Source organism: Paenibacillus helianthi (assembly GCF_001909055.1).
GTDB classification, from domain to species: Bacteria; Bacillota; Bacilli; order Paenibacillales; family Paenibacillaceae; genus Paenibacillus_AQ; species Paenibacillus_AQ helianthi.
This window is the reverse complement of the sequence record NZ_LVWI01000061.1, coordinates 13,451-28,074: the sequence shown is the minus strand read 5'-3', so window position 1 is coordinate 28,074 and position 14,624 is coordinate 13,451. Positions and strand designations below refer to the sequence as shown.

The following is a 14,624-nucleotide window of genomic DNA, read 5'->3' as shown; positions in this document are numbered from 1 at the left end:
CCATATTGGTTCGCAAAATCACACCTGAAGCGCATGCTGCACCTCTATGCCTTGTTGTTTTATCCGGTTGGCTGCACGCAAAAAAGCAGCTCCGATGATGGAGCCGCTCCTGCCTGTTCAGTACGGGCCGATCTCTTACGTCACTTTATTCCAATGGATATGCATCTAAGCTTATTGCTCGGTCCCCTTAAAAACGAATTTCAGCTTCCATGTCGATCCGCCGTCACCGGTGCTGTATAAGGAGGAAGTATTCTGCCCGCGGACAGCCATCCATCCTTCCTTAAGACCTGTGAAGGAGATCATCCCCTCATAGCCAGGAATAGCCGGAAGATTAGTCCACGCCTTGCCGCCTTTATAGGAACGGCCTACGGCTACTTTTTCGCCGGCAGGCGAGAAGCCGACCAGAAAGGCAGCGCTGCTGCCTATAAGCTGCATATTACCCGGCTTGCCGGAGGCAGGTCCGGACCGAAGCTGTGCCGCCCCGCTGCCTGGTGCAGGTCCGCCCCCGGCAGAATCCTGGGCAATCACACGTTTCCAGCTTCCGCCCTTATTGCTGCTGGCATAGAGTGAGTATGAGGTCTGCGACATCCCTGTTCCGCCATACAGCAAAGCGTACACCTGATCACCGCTCGCATAGATTCTCCCGGACTCAGGATAAGCAAAAGCCGATTGCAGTGAGAGAGACCAAGTGGAACCGCCATTCGAAGTCTTCATGACACGGTAGCCGGCCCCCGGTGCTATCACAAGTGCATAACCCTTGTCACGGCTGGTAAATTCCGCGCTGCGTGTGTTGGCCGGAGTGCGGATCAGACTCCAGGTACGTCCTCCGTCTATGGTGTAGGAGGTAGCATTCTGGCTGTAGCCGAAGCCCCGCTTACTATCCTTAAAGTCAATTCTTTCAAAATCCGTTGCCGTATTCCCTATCCGGGTCCAGGTAGAACCGCCATTCGTGGTGGCAATGAGGTAGGTTGCCGCTGTATCCTTCACGGAAGCCAATGCCCAGCCCTGGACATTATTTGGAAAGTCAATCTGCCTGAAGTTCCACTGCCCTTGGTAAATCTCCTGAAAATGACAGCCCCCGTCCGAGGTTCCAATCATAAAGCCGCTACCCGCTGCCCTTCCTGTATCGGCACTCAGAAATTGCAGATCCGAGAAACTCAGCGGGGTTTCTTCTGATGCAGCATGCCGTGCTTGCAGTTCTTTCAGCAATCCATGATCACCGGTGCCACAAGCCGGTACAGCTGTTGCCGCAGAGGCTGCCTGTGATGGAGAAGCGTGCATTCCCCAAGCAGAAACCGCCACCAGAACTGCGGATAGGAGAGTCAGCTTCCCCTGATGCAGCATTTTATTCCAATTCATAATGACACCTCCTGAACGATTTGTCTTCTCTAATAGATACTACTTGACACTACTCTGTTATACTGTCCAATCTCTCTTCTTTCTACCTGGATAAAGTCACAAAATGAAAACAATTTGGTTACCACCTTATTCTGTATTGCAGAAAACGTTGTTCTTTTCGGAAAAGCCCTTAAAGCCTTATGAATATCCAAGCTCTTCCTTTCCCATAATGAGAATTGACAAGTTGTACGCAAAAAAGGAAGGAGCCCGATGCCATGCCGCGCGAACCTGCAACACCTCCAAAACCTAAACACCGCCTCCGCCGGCTGTTCCGGCTGTTGGCTGTGATGAGCGTGCTATTTGTGCTGGCAGCCTGCGCGCTGCTGGGTTACCTGTATCAAAAGGATCTTCCGCCGATCGCTGACGATATCCGCTCCAAACTGCTCGACTCCCGGGGGAATGTGCTGACTACCTTTACCACAGACGGCCGAAGCCGGGATCCCGTAAGACTCAGTCAAATTTCGCCGCTCCTTATTCAGGCTACTCTCGCTGTGGAGGACCGTAAATTCTACGATCACTCCGGCTTTGATATAAGAGGCATGGGACGCGCTGTTCTTGCCAACCTGGAGTCCGGGGACCGCACGCAGGGGGCGAGTACCTTAACCCAGCAGCTTGCTCGTAATCTCTACCTGACCCATGAGAAGACCTGGACGCGCAAGGCGAAAGAAGCCCTCTACACGATGCAGCTTGAAATGAAATACAGCAAAAATGAAATTCTGAATATGTATCTGAACCAGATTTATTATGGCCATGGTGCCTATGGGATCGAAGCCGCCTCAAGGATGTATTTCGGTAAAGCAGCCGCAGATCTCGATCTGGCGGAAAGTGCTCTGCTTGCCGGAATTCCAAAAGGCCCGACCTATTATTCTCCCTACACCCATATGGACAATGCCAAGAAACGACAGCGGATTATTCTGGCCGCGATGACGGAAATGGGCGATATTACGGAGGCACAGGCGACGTCCGCCAGACTGGAGACTTTAAGCTTCAAACCACAGGGTGAAAAGGATACCCTCGTCGCTGCACCTTACTTCCGCGATTATGTCCGCAGCCTGGCCATTGACTCCCTGCACATTAGCAGCGAAGAACTGGATCAGGGCGGTCTGAACGTATATACGACCCTCGACCCTGATATGCAGCAGGCGGCTGAGGAGGCTGTGGACAAAGGGATGGATTCCGCCAGTGACCTGGAGACTGCACTTGTGTCCATCGATCCCCGGACGGGTTATATCAAAGCCATGGTCGGAGGCAAAAATTACCGCACCAATCAGTTTAACCATGCATTGGCTACTACCCGGCAGCCCGGGTCTTCTTTTAAGCCCATTATGTATTTAACCGCACTGTCTTCCAAAACAATGACGGGATTATCCGTATTTAACAGCCAGCCCACGCTGTTCCATTATGATCATGACCGCAAGACCTATCAGCCCAAAAATTTCGGTGACAAGTACCTGGGAGAAATCAACATGCGCCAAGCCATTGCTGCCTCCGACAATATTTATGCGGTGAACACAATTATGAAAGTAGGAGCGGATAAAGTGGCTGAAATGGCAGCTAAAATGGGGGTCGACAGTCCGCTGCAGCAAGTGCCTTCTCTGGCCCTGGGCACTTCGCCAGTGAGCCCGCTGGAGATGGCGTCAGCCTTTGCTGTGATAGGCGGAGGCGGAGTAAAGCTTCCGGCCACGGCAATTCTGAAGATTACCGATGCCAATGGAAATCTTCTATATGAGGCTCCCCGGAAGCAAGGAGAGAAGGTCGTAGAACCGGCAGCAGCGTATGTGCTGACCCGGCTAATGGAAGGCGTATTTGAGAGCGGAGGAACAGGCAACCGTGTGGCGTCCATTATTAAGCGTCCGGTTGCCGGAAAAACCGGCACTACCGACACCGATGGCTGGATGGTCGGCTTCACGCCAGAGCTGTCAACAGCCGTCTGGGTCGGCTATGACAAAGGGCGTAATATTGCTACATCAGACGGGCGGCGTGCCGCCCCCATTTTCGCCCAGTTTACAGAAAAGGCACTGGCCAACGTACCGCCTAAAATCTTTCCGATTCCTGACGGGGTCGTCAGTGTGTATATCAATCCTGAATCTGGTAAGCTCGCTACCTCTGAATGTCCCGAAAAGGAATTAGAAACCTTCATCAGCGGCACGGAGCCTACAGAATACTGTGATCAGCACGGTGCAGGCGGTTCCGCAGATCCTCAGGACGGAAAAGTTGTTCCACCTGCTGCGGACACCAAGGATGATCACTCCCTATGGAACGACATCAAACGCTGGTGGATGAATTGATCCCGGTTGCTCAGCTGCCGTTCCTGCGGTACGATGGGACCAATCATCGAAGAGGGCGCTAATGAATAGCCTGATTCGGCTAGAGAGGTGTCATTGATCTATGGAACGTAAGGATAACGCTGGTGACAGGGAGGCACTGTCTTCCAGAAAACTCTTGTCCCCGCATATCTATACACTTACGGCGCTCCAGGCTGCACCGCTTCTTTTGGGACAGCATGTGGTCCGGCGGACGGAGGACGGGGAGATCCGCTGCCGGATCGTCGAGACTGAAAGTTATGGCGGTTCAGAAGATAAGGGAAGCCACGCTTACGGCGGACGCCGCACGGCGCGTACTGAGGTCATGTTCAGAACCGGCGGAGTTGCTTACGTGTATCTCATTTACGGTATGTACAACTGCGTAAATGTAGTAACGGCCGCCAAGGATGATCCGCATGCCGTGCTGATTCGTGCGGTCGAGCCGCTGACTGGCTATGATGAGGGGCAGATGGCGGCCTATCGTGGCATTACGGTCAAGAAGCCATCGGACCTCTCCGGCGGTCCGGGGAAGTTGTGCCGGGCACTTCGTATAGATAAGAGTCTGAACGGATGTCCGTTGAATGATCCTGCGGGGCCACTGTGGCTGGAGCAGGGTGACTTGCCTGATGCCCTGGATATTGTACAAGCACCACGAATCAATATTTCTTATGCCGAAGAATACGCCCAGCTTCCCTGGCGGTTCTACCTCAGAGGCAACCCTTACGTCAGTGTCTTAGATAGACAGGCTCAGCCGTTTCGTCTCCCAAAAGTTTGATAAGGCTGTTTCGGTCACCCGGAATTGGGTAAAAAACAAAAGAACCCTAATTCATCTCTCCTTTCGGACTTCCCGAATGGAGAGATTTTTAAATCCACGGAAAAATCTTCCTGATTTTTACAAAAAAATCTAATATGAATGCGCTTTCCCCGTTCTCATAACTTACAATTACTGCTATAATCGTAGATATCCACAAAAAATTAAAGATGTAAATGAGGGACATGGGATGAAAGATACAGGCATGATCCGGAGTTTAGACAGTCTTGGCAGAATTGTGGTTCCCGTAGAAATCCGCATGACTCGCAATATTGACATTGGGGATCCTATCGAATTTTTTATTTTGGATGATGAAATCATCGTACTCAGAAAGTACACCTCAACGGAATGCACGTTCTGCAGAAGCCTTGACCATGTGACCTACTATAAAGACCAGTTCATTTGCAACAGCTGTCTGAAAGAGCTCGGCAATCCAGAACGGATAGCCGATGACAACCTTCAGCCGCAGAGCGCCGCAGACTTTAATCCTGAACCCATCCGCGGGGGGCGGCGGACTAAGACAGAGGAAATGAGCCAGCGCCTGGAGAAGGCTATACAGGATCATCCCTATGCCAATCAAAAGGAGCTCGCAGAGGTGCTTGGCATCAGCCAAGCCCGCGTTAGCCAGCTCAAGCGCAAGCTCAACCTGCTCAGTAGATCATAGGATCAACGCTATACCCGGCATCCTGCGCTTTCATACACAATACAAACAGCCAGGCTCTCCTGAATTGGAGGGCTTGGCTGTTTTTGGGAAACGCAATTTATTGGTCCTCATAAAGACTGGTGTTCATCTTATTCCGACAATGCTGCCTTTAACTCCTCGGTCGATGCGTCCCACCATTCTGCATTATGGGCAATCAGCAGTGACTTTAGGGCTGCTTTGTCAGCTGCTCCAATCCCCTCCAGAATCACTCTGCGCTTCAACGCGGAATCCAGCTTGTTCACATGATCAGCAAGAATTTTCCACCCCCGGCGGGCTTCAGTATCAATCCACATCTCACAGGCAGTAATCCCCCCGTAAGACTGGCCTTCCGGGGTACGGTCCACAGCTACCCAGACCACCCATACCTGTCTTCCGTCAGGTACATCCTCACGGTTCGGGCTGAATTTAATCCCCTTCTCGACTTTGCTCTTGGCATGCATGGCACCGATATCGATAACGGCCTCACCGCCGTCAATAATAACCGGCGATACATTGTTCAAATCGATGGAACCTGCTCCGAAGCCTTTATGCTTGCTCTTGGCATTTACGATATTCAGAGCCATCGGTTTTTTACCCTCTGGTTGGTTGTTATCCACAAGTGCACATCCTTCCCTCTAATAGAACGTGAATATAATTTAATTTTAGCTAATAATACGCCGAATGCAAACATATACATCCCGTAGATGCTTGTCACGGGAGGAATCACAGTATGAAGCCACGGTCATTAAGGTACAACCTCATCTTTGCGGCCTTTGCCGCCTTCGCCCTAGGAGGTGGAATTTGGGCGTTATCAGGGCACAACCCCGATGTTCTGACAGCTGCCGCACCAAAAGAGGCCAAGTCCCCTGTAGCTGCACAGATCAAAGCTCCGCAACCCGTTCTCCCGGAGAGTAAGCCGCTCCCCGTCTCAGAGGCGCTAAGCGAGCGGGTGGTCGAATATCATATTGACGCGCAGCTAATCCCCTCTACCGGGTCATTAAGGGCTTCCGAAACGGTGACCTGGACCCATCCCGGCCAAAAACCGGTACAAGACCTCTACTTCCATCTTTATCCGAATGCTTTTGCTTCTGAAGATACCACCTTTATGAAAGAATCCGGAGGAACACTACGCGGGGATAGAATGCCAGCGAATGGTTACGGCAGCATGACTCTGACCGATCTACGGACCTCTGACGGTGTCTCACTTATGCAGCGTCTGCAGTATGCCCAGCCTGACGATGGCAATGTGAATGACAGGACCCTGGTGAAGGTTCATCTTCCCCAACCCGTGAACGGAGGGGAAAGTGTTACGCTCAGGCTGAAGTATGAGGTCAAGCTGCCTAAAATATTCGCCCGCATGGGAATTTCAGGTGACTTTGTAATGGCTGGACAATGGTTTCCCAAGCTTAGTGTGTATGAGCCTGCTGGCACCCGGGGGGCAAAACAGGAAGGCTGGAATCTGCATCAGTACCACGGTACCTCCGAGTTCTACAGTGATTTTGGGATCTACAGTGTAACCCTTTCCGTGCCCTCCAATTATACAGTCGCAGCGACCGGCTTCCCGGTGAAGACCGCAAGGCTGAAGCAGGGCCAGAAGATTTACCAGTTCTACGCCGATGATGTTCATGATTTCGCCTGGGCGGCCTCTCCCGACTTTGCAGTTGCCGAGGAAGCCTTCTCTGCACCTGGCGTGCCCGGGGTAAGGATTAAGCTCTATCTAGACCCGCTGCATAAGGGTTTACAGGAGCGTTATTTTCAGGCGGCCAAAGCTGCTCTAAGCGCCTTCAGCAAATGGTACGGTTCTTATCCCTACTCCACACTATCTATCGTCGTTCCGCCAAAGGCGGGGAATGGCGCAGGCGGGATGGAGTACCCTACTCTCATCACTGCCTTCGGCGCAGCCGGAGATGCTCCAGGCACCCAGCTTGAACGTACGGTCATCCATGAAATCGGGCATCAGTTTTTTTATGGCATGATAGCCAGCAATGAATTTGAGGAAGCCTGGCTGGATGAGAGCTTCACCTCTTATGCAGAAGACCGGCTGATGGAACAGGAATATGGTGTAACCTCCAACTCTGCACTTCAGGCCAGTCTGGTAACTTCATCACAGCCGCTCAAACTGGAGACCTGGAAATACACCGGAGATGATGCCTATACTCGTAACGTATACATCCGGGGGAAACTGGTCCTCAAAGACATTGAGCAGCAAGTGGGAACCAAAACGATGGATGCCATCATGGCCGCCTATGCCCGCAAATACCGTTTCCAGCATCCTACCACAGCTGATTTTCAAAAGACCGTAGAAAAAGTAACCAAAAAATCGTGGCAGGCGTATTTCGATCAATATGTTTACAGTGGCGGCGCTCCTGATTTTGCCATAGATAACATTATCAACACCTTTCACAAAGGGAGCGATATAGATAGCCTTCGTTATGATTCATCAGTCGCCGTGAGCAACAAAGGCAGTCAGTATGGGGATGTGCCAGTAAAGTTCACCTTTTCGGATGGATATACCGTTCAACGGTATTGGAATGGAAAAGACAAGCAAACTACCTTTCAGCTGTCCTACAAAGCGCCGCTGATATCGGCAGAGATTGATCCCGAGCACTCCATCCTGCTGGAGAATAAGCATCTGAATAATTTCAGACTCGCGGAACTGGAACCTGACACGCTCTCACGATGGACGCTTAGCATAACCAACCTGATTGAAAATCTGCTCGGAACTCTTGTCTGGTGAGGTGAAGGATTGTGAAAAGATCGATATCCCGCGGCTGGCACAGCATGAAAGAGCAATTTTATATACTGATTCTGTTGTTTATCTACCGGCTGTTCTGGGGCTATTTCATGTACAAGTTCGTTAAATGCGCCGTAGTCCCGGTACTGCTGCGTTATCCCGATCAGGATGCGGGCGGCAGCGGGATAGGCAGGCTGCTGTATTATGTGGAGGGCCAGCTCGCACTGGGTTCCGATTCCGGTGTTCAGCACTGGCTTTGGATGCTGCTGGCGCTAAGCGCATTCAGACTGCTGCTCTCCCCATTCATCCGCGCAGGACTGCTCCATGAGCTCCATCAGGAGCGTAAGGGGGAGCGCGGGATGTTCTTTTTTCCGGGTATGCGTCTGTATGGGCTTCCGGTGATGCTGTTCAGTCTTGCAGAATGGGTGCTTACAGCCCTGCCGCTGTATTGGCTTCTTCCCAAAATGTACAGACTGCTGTTAAGCGGAATTCTGGATTATAAGCTATTGCTGAAACTGGTGCCTTACATTCTGGCCTGGCTGCTATATCTGTTCTTCATCCGAAAAGTACTGCTGTACATGCAGTTCGGGTATACGGGTGGTACAGGCACTTTCTCTTCTCTCTTGGTGTGTCTGAAGGTGATCCTTCCTTCTGCGGGATTATCTTTTGTGATGGGAGCAGGGAGTTTGATCATGATGCTTGCTTGCGGAGCGGCATCGATCTTTTGTCCGGGGATGCCGGCACTTCTGCTTCGGCAGTTCTCCCCCCTTCCCAATACACTGTTCAAAATGTGGGGAATCGCCGCTCAATACCACCTTTGGTCCAGTAAATCATTTCCACAATAATTAAGCCGCTCAGCCGGCATAATAAAAGAGTCGCTGCTCCTTGAGGGAGCGGGACTCTTTTTTGGATTACAAAGTGAATAAGAGTATTTGCAAAACTGTAAATCCTCTGGTACAATGGTGCCTGTACTACTAGTAACAAATTTGTAATCTCTAAGATGCAACACATTCAATCACATTAACATTCCAAGCATTTACTAATTGTCGACACGTCGCTCTTCTGGTGCATAAAACGCCAAATTCCCTGCACCGGGAAGCGGGGGAACCATATTTTGGGTGAATTGACCTCGCTTTAGAGGGGTCATAGGGGAACCTTCTACCGAATCCTTAAGCTAACCTCGCAGGCCTTGGAAGGAGTACATCTTTTGAGAAGTCAGAATTTTAAGAAGAAATGTACCGCAGCCGCACTTGCACTAGTGATGGTATTCACAATCGGAGCTGGTAGCGCTTTCGCCGATTCCAAGATGGATACCGTTATCGCAAAAACCATCGGAACCACCTATAAATTCGGAGGCACTAGCACAAGCGGCTTCGATTGCTCCGGCTTTACCTCGTATGTTTTTAAAAATGTCGGCCTTGCCCTGCCGCGCACGTCCAAGGCTCAATTCAGCGTTGGAACTTCCGTATCACGGAACAACCTGCGTTCAGGTGACCTGGTATTCTTCAATACCTTTGGGTCGGGAGTTTCCCATGTCGGCATTTATGTCGGTGGAGGCAGATTCGCACAATCTTCCAGCTCACGCGGTGTAACCATAACTTCGCTGAGTCAAGCTTACTGGGCCAACCGCTACGTTGGCGCTAAACGAGTGATGAGCACTACAGCCTACAAAACAGTTGCCTACGATTAATTGAAGCTTGATCCCCTCACATTACACCTTTACAACTAAATGTAATTTATACGAGCCCGGAGCTGATTATTGCCGTAATCATTTTCCGGGTTTTCCCTTTTCCTTATTCTCCCTTTTACACACTTTTTAGAGTTTCGAAACACCTTTTTGATAAAAACCCCATTAAGATCTTCCATGCAGCTGACTTACGGCGTAAAGAACTCGCGTAAATCAAGCCCTTTTCTCTTAAAAGGCTCAAAAAATATGTATTAATATGCTTTAAGTGATTGCCAAGTGCTTCTGTCTTTGTTACAATTATCGCAGTGAGTTGATAGTAACATTTTTGTAATTATTCAAACCTGATTTACAAAGGTTTTGTCATTGTTTTGATCCGTAAGCTAATCTAATCAACAGTGGTGCCGAGTTCCTTATTCAATTAGGGAAACGGGGGAACCGATTTTGGGTGAATTGACCTCCTATTTACAGAGGGGTCATAGGGGACCTTCAACCGAACCCTTAAGCTAACCTCGTAGGCATTTGGAAGGGGTATTTACTTTTGAAGAAGAAGCTAGCAGCAGCACTACTCAGCTTTTCGATCATTCTTACCATCGGAGCAGGAAGCGCTTTCGCAGACTCTAAAATGGATCAGGTTATCGACAAAGCCGTCGGCACTAAATACGTATCGGGCGGAATTTCGACTAACGGGTTTGATTGCTCCGGATTTACCATGTATGTGTTTGATAAGATAGGAATTAACCTTCCTCACCAGTCCGGTTCCCAGTACCAGATGGGCACTGCCGTATCCCGCGATAACATTAGACCGGGAGATCTCGTATTCTTCAATACAACCGGTAAAGGGGTATCTCATGTCGGCATTTATGTCGGTGAAGGCAAGTTCGCACACGCTTCTTCCAAGCGTGGTGTAACCATCAGCTCGCTGGGTGACAGCTACTACGTCAACCGCTACGTTGGCGCCAAACGAATCATGAGCACAGATGCTTTTCAAGCGGTAGCTTCCGATTCCCAAGATAATGACGATGTGCAATAAGCAGTAATTTTTATAACCGAACAGGCTCTTATCCAGGATTTTTGCCGAAATCTTGGAGGGGGCTTGTTTTTTTGTCTTTATAAAAATTATTTACCCTTCTCGTTATTTGCAAAACATAAAAAACCGCGATTTTTGTAATTTTCTAAAATATATTGTTTATGCGTCGAAATGGAACCGTTTTGTATATAATTATGATATAACGTTTTGTTCTGAAGGGAGGCGGATGGCGGATGATTAGTTCTCCGGTAACTTTTTACGTTGTCCCCATGGAAGTTAATCACGCTGCAGAAATTTGTGAATGGGTATACAAACCCCCGTACAACATTTATGGCTGGATGTCCTGGGAGCAAATGCAGGCTCTGGACATTGAGTTCGGTGATCCCCGGCTGCGGGGTGAGCAATACGTCTCGGTGGTGAACAGCCAAGGGTTCCTCTGTGGCTTTGCACAGCTATTCCCGATGGAAGGTGTAGTTCGGCTCGGAATTGGTATGCGGCCTGATCTATGCGGGCAAGGCATGGGCCATCTGTTCATGAGCGCCATCGTCAAGGCAGCACTGGCACGATATCCGGAGCGCGAGATAGATCTGGAGGTGCTTACCTGGAACCAGAGAGCCATTCGTGCTTATCAAAAAAGTGGTTTTACGATTACGGATACATATGAGCGCCGGACTCCAACGGGCGATAAGCTATTTTATTGTATGGTCTATGATAAATAGCACAAATCATTCGTTTTTTTGTCACAAACGCTATGATAACGCTTTACCTTCTTGTATAATGTAGGAAGCAGCTTACATGGAGGGGACGGATGCAGATGCAGAAATGGATCATGAGCGGTTTGTTTTTTGCCGCCTGTGCCTTTGCGGTAATCTTAATGTTCACCTTGCCCGGCAAAGCCGAAGTCGCCGAGGAGAACAAACCAACGATGCCGGAAGTGCAGATGGATGCGGCGAGCGCTGAGGCCACAGTAAAGAAGGCGAATTGCATCACCTGCCATGGTGACCAGCTTCAGGGCGGCGTAGGCCCTAGCCTCCAGCAGGAAGGCGGCAAGCATGACGCCGGAGAGATTTTCACCATTGTCACCAAAGGCCGCGGACAGATGCCTTCTTTCAAGGATAAGCTGGCGCCTGAGGAGATCGCGAATGTAGCGATGTGGCTTTCGGAGAAGAAATAAACTTACTTCTTATCTCATCATATGGAACACAAAATGCCCGTGCACGGATCATATTGATCCTGTACCGGGCATTCTTTTATATAAGGGTTATGAATTTCCAATCTGATCGGCCTCATATGAGATAGATTCTTAACGGTTCTTCTCAAAAGCCTCATTAAATTCATGGGCCTGCCGGATATCGAGTGCTGTAAGGCCATCCTCCCCAAGGGTAGACAGACGCAGGACAACGGTTTTATAATCAACCGTAATATGCGGATGATGCTCGAATGCTTCCGATATGGCTGCAACCTCATCCACAAAGGCAATACCTTTCATATATTCGTTGAACATGTATTTGCGCACCAGGGTACTCGGTTCCAGCTTCCATCCTTCCAGCTTACTCACCTGCTCCCGCAGCTCTTCCTCCGTAAATTGCAATGTTCTTCCTCCCTTACTAAATTAACAGCTTATTGCTCTTCTCCATTCGATGATACCTGATGCCTTAAACAAAACATCCCTCAGCTTATAAAAGTCCAAGGGATGCGCCAGGATGATGGCTATTTTTCGGTTTATTGTATTCGCAAACCCTGGCAAATAGTACTCCGCTCCATCAATTTTACCACGTGGCACAGGCTGCGGGCAAACCGGCCGCCTTAAGGTTGTCTGTTTTTTAGACCAGGAGGACTGAAGCCAGATCCTCTTCGCCCAGTAAAATATTTATCCGGTGTGTTTCTTTATCGTAGATTACAACGCCGCTGCCAACCTCAATCACCGGTTCATTGCCCAAGGCGTAGAACAAATCCTCAGCGAGTGCTTCCCATACCTCCGTCTTCGATTCCTGCGGGAGCTCCTGCCATTCATCGGGTTCCATCTCAAAAAATACATACCCGTCAGAAATTCTTCCTACCGCTTCTGTCAGTTCACTCAGAATATCACTGTAATCTCTTCCATGCTTCACACCCACGTCAATCACTCCGTTTTCTCCATAGATGAATAATAACCTGCCTTACTCATTATAGCCGAAAAAATGACTTCACAAAAAAGGGAATGCTGTCGATAAATAAGAATATACGTTATTGGTCAGACGCAGAGTGTCACACCGCTGGTCATGGATGATACACGCGGTATAGTCAGATCATATCTTAATTCTCATGGACGAGGTGCATAAATGGAAATTTCAACAATAATCGGTTTGATTTTTGGTCTGGTTACAATAGTATGGGGGATGTTTCTTAAAGGTGCACCGTTAACTGCCTTGGCAGCACCCGCTGCTTACGTAATTATCTTATTAGGTACAGCCGCATCTTTATTTATAGCTTTCCCGCTCTCGGAAATGAAGAAAATCCCGTCATTATTCAAGCTAATATTTGTTAAAAAGAAGATGGTCAGCAAATCGGAATTGATTACCATGTTCATGGAATGGGCCTCCATTACCCGTCGTGAAGGCTTACTCGCCCTGGAATCCAAGGTGGACGAAATTGAAGACAACTTCCTTCGAAACGGCATGCGGATGATTATCGACGGCAATGATCAGGAATTCGTCCGTGATGTATTAATGGAAGATATCCACGCTACAGAGGATCGGCATAAAGCCGGAGCACTGATTTTCTCACAAGCAGGTATGTACGCACCAACGCTGGGCGTGCTCGGGGCCGTTATCGGGCTGATTGCCGCACTTTCGGATATGAGCGCAGTCGAAAAACTGGCTCACGCCATCGGGGGTGCCTTCATTGCCACCATAGTCGGTATCTTTACAGGTTATGTACTGTGGCATCCGATTGCGACCAAGCTGAAGCGGCTCTCCAAAGGTGAAATTGAGATCAGGCTAATGATGGTAGAAGGGCTTCTATCTATCCAGTCCGGGGTATCTACCATCGCCATCAATCAGAAGCTTTCCGTCTTCCTTACGCCTTCTGAACGCGAAAAACTAGCTAATAAGGAGGGGGCTTCGAGTGAGCAAAAAGACTAGACATGAGGAGCACGAAGAGCATGCCGATGAATCCTGGCTATTGCCCTATTCCGATCTGATGACCCTCCTGGTTGCCCTTTTCCTCGCTATGTACGCAATGAGTGCTACGGATGCCCAGAAATTTGAACAAATGGCCCAAGCCTTCAAATCCGTATTTAACGGCGGGTCCGGAGTTCTGGAATATAAGTCCGACGCTCCTACAAATACTCAAATGGATCAGGGTAAAGAAGAAAAAATGAACAATGTCATTGCCCCTAATACCGGCAAGGATGAAATTGCCAAATTGAAACAAAAAGAGCAAGAGGAGCTTGAGAAGCTGAAGAAGCAATTCGATCAGTATATCAAGAATAATGGTTTGACTGATTTGCTCAGCACCAAGCTGAATCAATCACAGTTAACCATCACCATTAGCGACAATGCTTTGTTCTCTTCCGGACAAGCCGTGGTAAAGGATGATTCCCGTCAGCTGGCGAAATCCATTTCTACGATGCTACAGCAATTTCCTGATTACGACGTACTGGTAGAGGGCCATACGGATAATATCCCAATCTCCAACAGTGAGTATCCTTCCAACTGGGATCTCAGTGTAGCCCGTGCGCTACAATTCATGAAGATCCTGCTGTTAAATCCCTATCTGGACCCGGTTAAGTTCAGTCCCATCGGATATGGAGAATATCATCCGATCGCTGACAACTCAACGGCTGCAGGCCGGGCAAAGAACCGCCGCGTAGAGGTCTCCATCCTCCGGAAGTATCTGGATGGGGCGCAGACTATAGATCCTGCTGCTACCGGAAAATAGAATCTTATATATTCAACAAGAGCTGTTCCGAAAGGTCTGGATAAGACCTTCAGAACAGCTC

The 14,624-nt window shown here is 49.3% G+C and carries 15 protein-coding genes and 2 riboswitches; of the genes, 11 read left to right on the top strand and 4 right to left on the bottom strand.

The genetic code is table 11. The features are described 5' to 3' along the window. Positions 1-171 precede the first annotated feature (171 nt). Positions 172-1,359: a beta propeller repeat protein gene (locus A3844_RS23040; RefSeq protein WP_074108574.1), complete on the bottom strand. Its 1,188-nt coding sequence runs from the start codon at positions 1,357-1,359 to the stop codon at positions 172-174. A gap of 254 nt (positions 1,360-1,613) precedes the next feature. Here A3844_RS23040 and A3844_RS23035 point away from each other — a divergent pair, with 254 nt between their 5' ends. The 3 genes from A3844_RS23035 to A3844_RS23025 all read left to right on the top strand — a co-directional run bounded on the left by A3844_RS23035 (position 1,614) and on the right by A3844_RS23025 (position 5,176). Beyond that, the gene (locus tag A3844_RS23035; protein ID WP_074108573.1) at positions 1,614-3,686 is read left to right on the top strand and encodes a transglycosylase domain-containing protein; all 2,073 of its coding nucleotides are present in this window, start codon (positions 1,614-1,616) and stop codon (positions 3,684-3,686) included. 100 nt (positions 3,687-3,786) lie between these two features. After that, the gene (locus A3844_RS23030; protein WP_083606981.1) at positions 3,787-4,476 is read left to right on the top strand and encodes a DNA-3-methyladenine glycosylase; all 690 of its coding nucleotides are present in this window, start codon (positions 3,787-3,789) and stop codon (positions 4,474-4,476) included. A 226-nt stretch (positions 4,477-4,702) separates the two neighbouring features. Further along, positions 4,703-5,176 carry an AbrB/MazE/SpoVT family DNA-binding domain-containing protein gene (locus A3844_RS23025; protein ID WP_074108572.1) on the top strand — a complete coding sequence of 158 codons (474 nt, stop codon included), beginning with the start codon at positions 4,703-4,705 and terminating at the stop codon, positions 5,174-5,176. A 128-nt stretch (positions 5,177-5,304) separates the two neighbouring features. Here A3844_RS23025 and A3844_RS23020 read toward each other — a convergent pair whose 3' ends face one another. Then, the gene (locus tag A3844_RS23020; protein ID WP_074086971.1) at positions 5,305-5,811 is read right to left on the bottom strand and encodes a YwhD family protein; all 507 of its coding nucleotides are present in this window, start codon (positions 5,809-5,811) and stop codon (positions 5,305-5,307) included. A 113-nt stretch (positions 5,812-5,924) separates the two neighbouring features. On the opposite strand from A3844_RS23020, the gene A3844_RS23015 reads away from it, so the two are divergent. The 6 genes from A3844_RS23015 to A3844_RS22990 all read left to right on the top strand — a co-directional run bounded on the left by A3844_RS23015 (position 5,925) and on the right by A3844_RS22990 (position 11,816). Then, positions 5,925-7,931: a M1 family metallopeptidase gene (locus A3844_RS23015; protein ID WP_074108571.1), complete on the top strand. Its 2,007-nt coding sequence runs from the start codon at positions 5,925-5,927 to the stop codon at positions 7,929-7,931. 11 nt (positions 7,932-7,942) lie between these two features. Beyond that, positions 7,943-8,773, top strand: a complete 831-nt coding sequence (locus A3844_RS23010; protein WP_083606980.1) for a hypothetical protein — start codon at positions 7,943-7,945, stop codon at positions 8,771-8,773. 220 nt (positions 8,774-8,993) lie between these two features. Continuing rightward, positions 8,994-9,132, top strand: a riboswitch (cyclic di-AMP (ydaO/yuaA leader). Positions 9,133-9,189: 57 nt separating this feature from the next. Further along, positions 9,190-9,618 (top strand): C40 family peptidase, encoded by a 429-nt coding sequence (locus A3844_RS23005; protein WP_074108584.1) that lies wholly within the window; start codon positions 9,190-9,192, stop codon positions 9,616-9,618. A 386-nt stretch (positions 9,619-10,004) separates the two neighbouring features. Then, positions 10,005-10,148, top strand: a riboswitch (cyclic di-AMP (ydaO/yuaA leader). Between the two features lie 5 nt (positions 10,149-10,153). Beyond that, a complete protein-coding gene (locus A3844_RS23000; protein WP_074086969.1) occupies positions 10,154-10,645 on the top strand; it encodes a C40 family peptidase in 492 nt (163 codons plus the stop codon). Between the two features lie 230 nt (positions 10,646-10,875). Further along, a complete protein-coding gene (locus tag A3844_RS22995; protein WP_074086968.1) occupies positions 10,876-11,361 on the top strand; it encodes a GNAT family N-acetyltransferase in 486 nt (161 codons plus the stop codon). 95 nt (positions 11,362-11,456) lie between these two features. After that, on the top strand, positions 11,457-11,816 hold the full coding sequence (locus tag A3844_RS22990; RefSeq protein WP_074108583.1) for a c-type cytochrome: 360 nt from the start codon (positions 11,457-11,459) through the stop codon (positions 11,814-11,816). A 129-nt stretch (positions 11,817-11,945) separates the two neighbouring features. Here A3844_RS22990 and A3844_RS22985 read toward each other — a convergent pair whose 3' ends face one another. Further along, entirely contained in the window at positions 11,946-12,233 is a 288-nt protein-coding gene (locus A3844_RS22985; protein ID WP_074086967.1) for a 4a-hydroxytetrahydrobiopterin dehydratase, read from the bottom strand. Between the two features lie 232 nt (positions 12,234-12,465). After that, complete coding sequence (locus A3844_RS22980) at positions 12,466-12,759, bottom strand: hypothetical protein (protein WP_074086994.1); 294 nt, start codon at positions 12,757-12,759, stop codon at positions 12,466-12,468. A 204-nt stretch (positions 12,760-12,963) separates the two neighbouring features. Between A3844_RS22980 and motA the strand changes: the two genes are divergently transcribed. Both motA and motB read left to right on the top strand, forming a co-directional pair. Further along, positions 12,964-13,764 carry a flagellar motor stator protein MotA gene (motA, locus tag A3844_RS22975; RefSeq protein WP_074086966.1) on the top strand — a complete coding sequence of 267 codons (801 nt, stop codon included), beginning with the start codon at positions 12,964-12,966 and terminating at the stop codon, positions 13,762-13,764. Then, complete coding sequence (gene motB, locus A3844_RS22970) at positions 13,748-14,563, top strand: flagellar motor protein MotB (RefSeq protein WP_074108570.1); 816 nt, start codon at positions 13,748-13,750, stop codon at positions 14,561-14,563. Before motA ends, motB begins: the two co-directional genes overlap by 17 nt. The last annotated feature ends 61 nt before the right edge of the window (positions 14,564-14,624 follow it).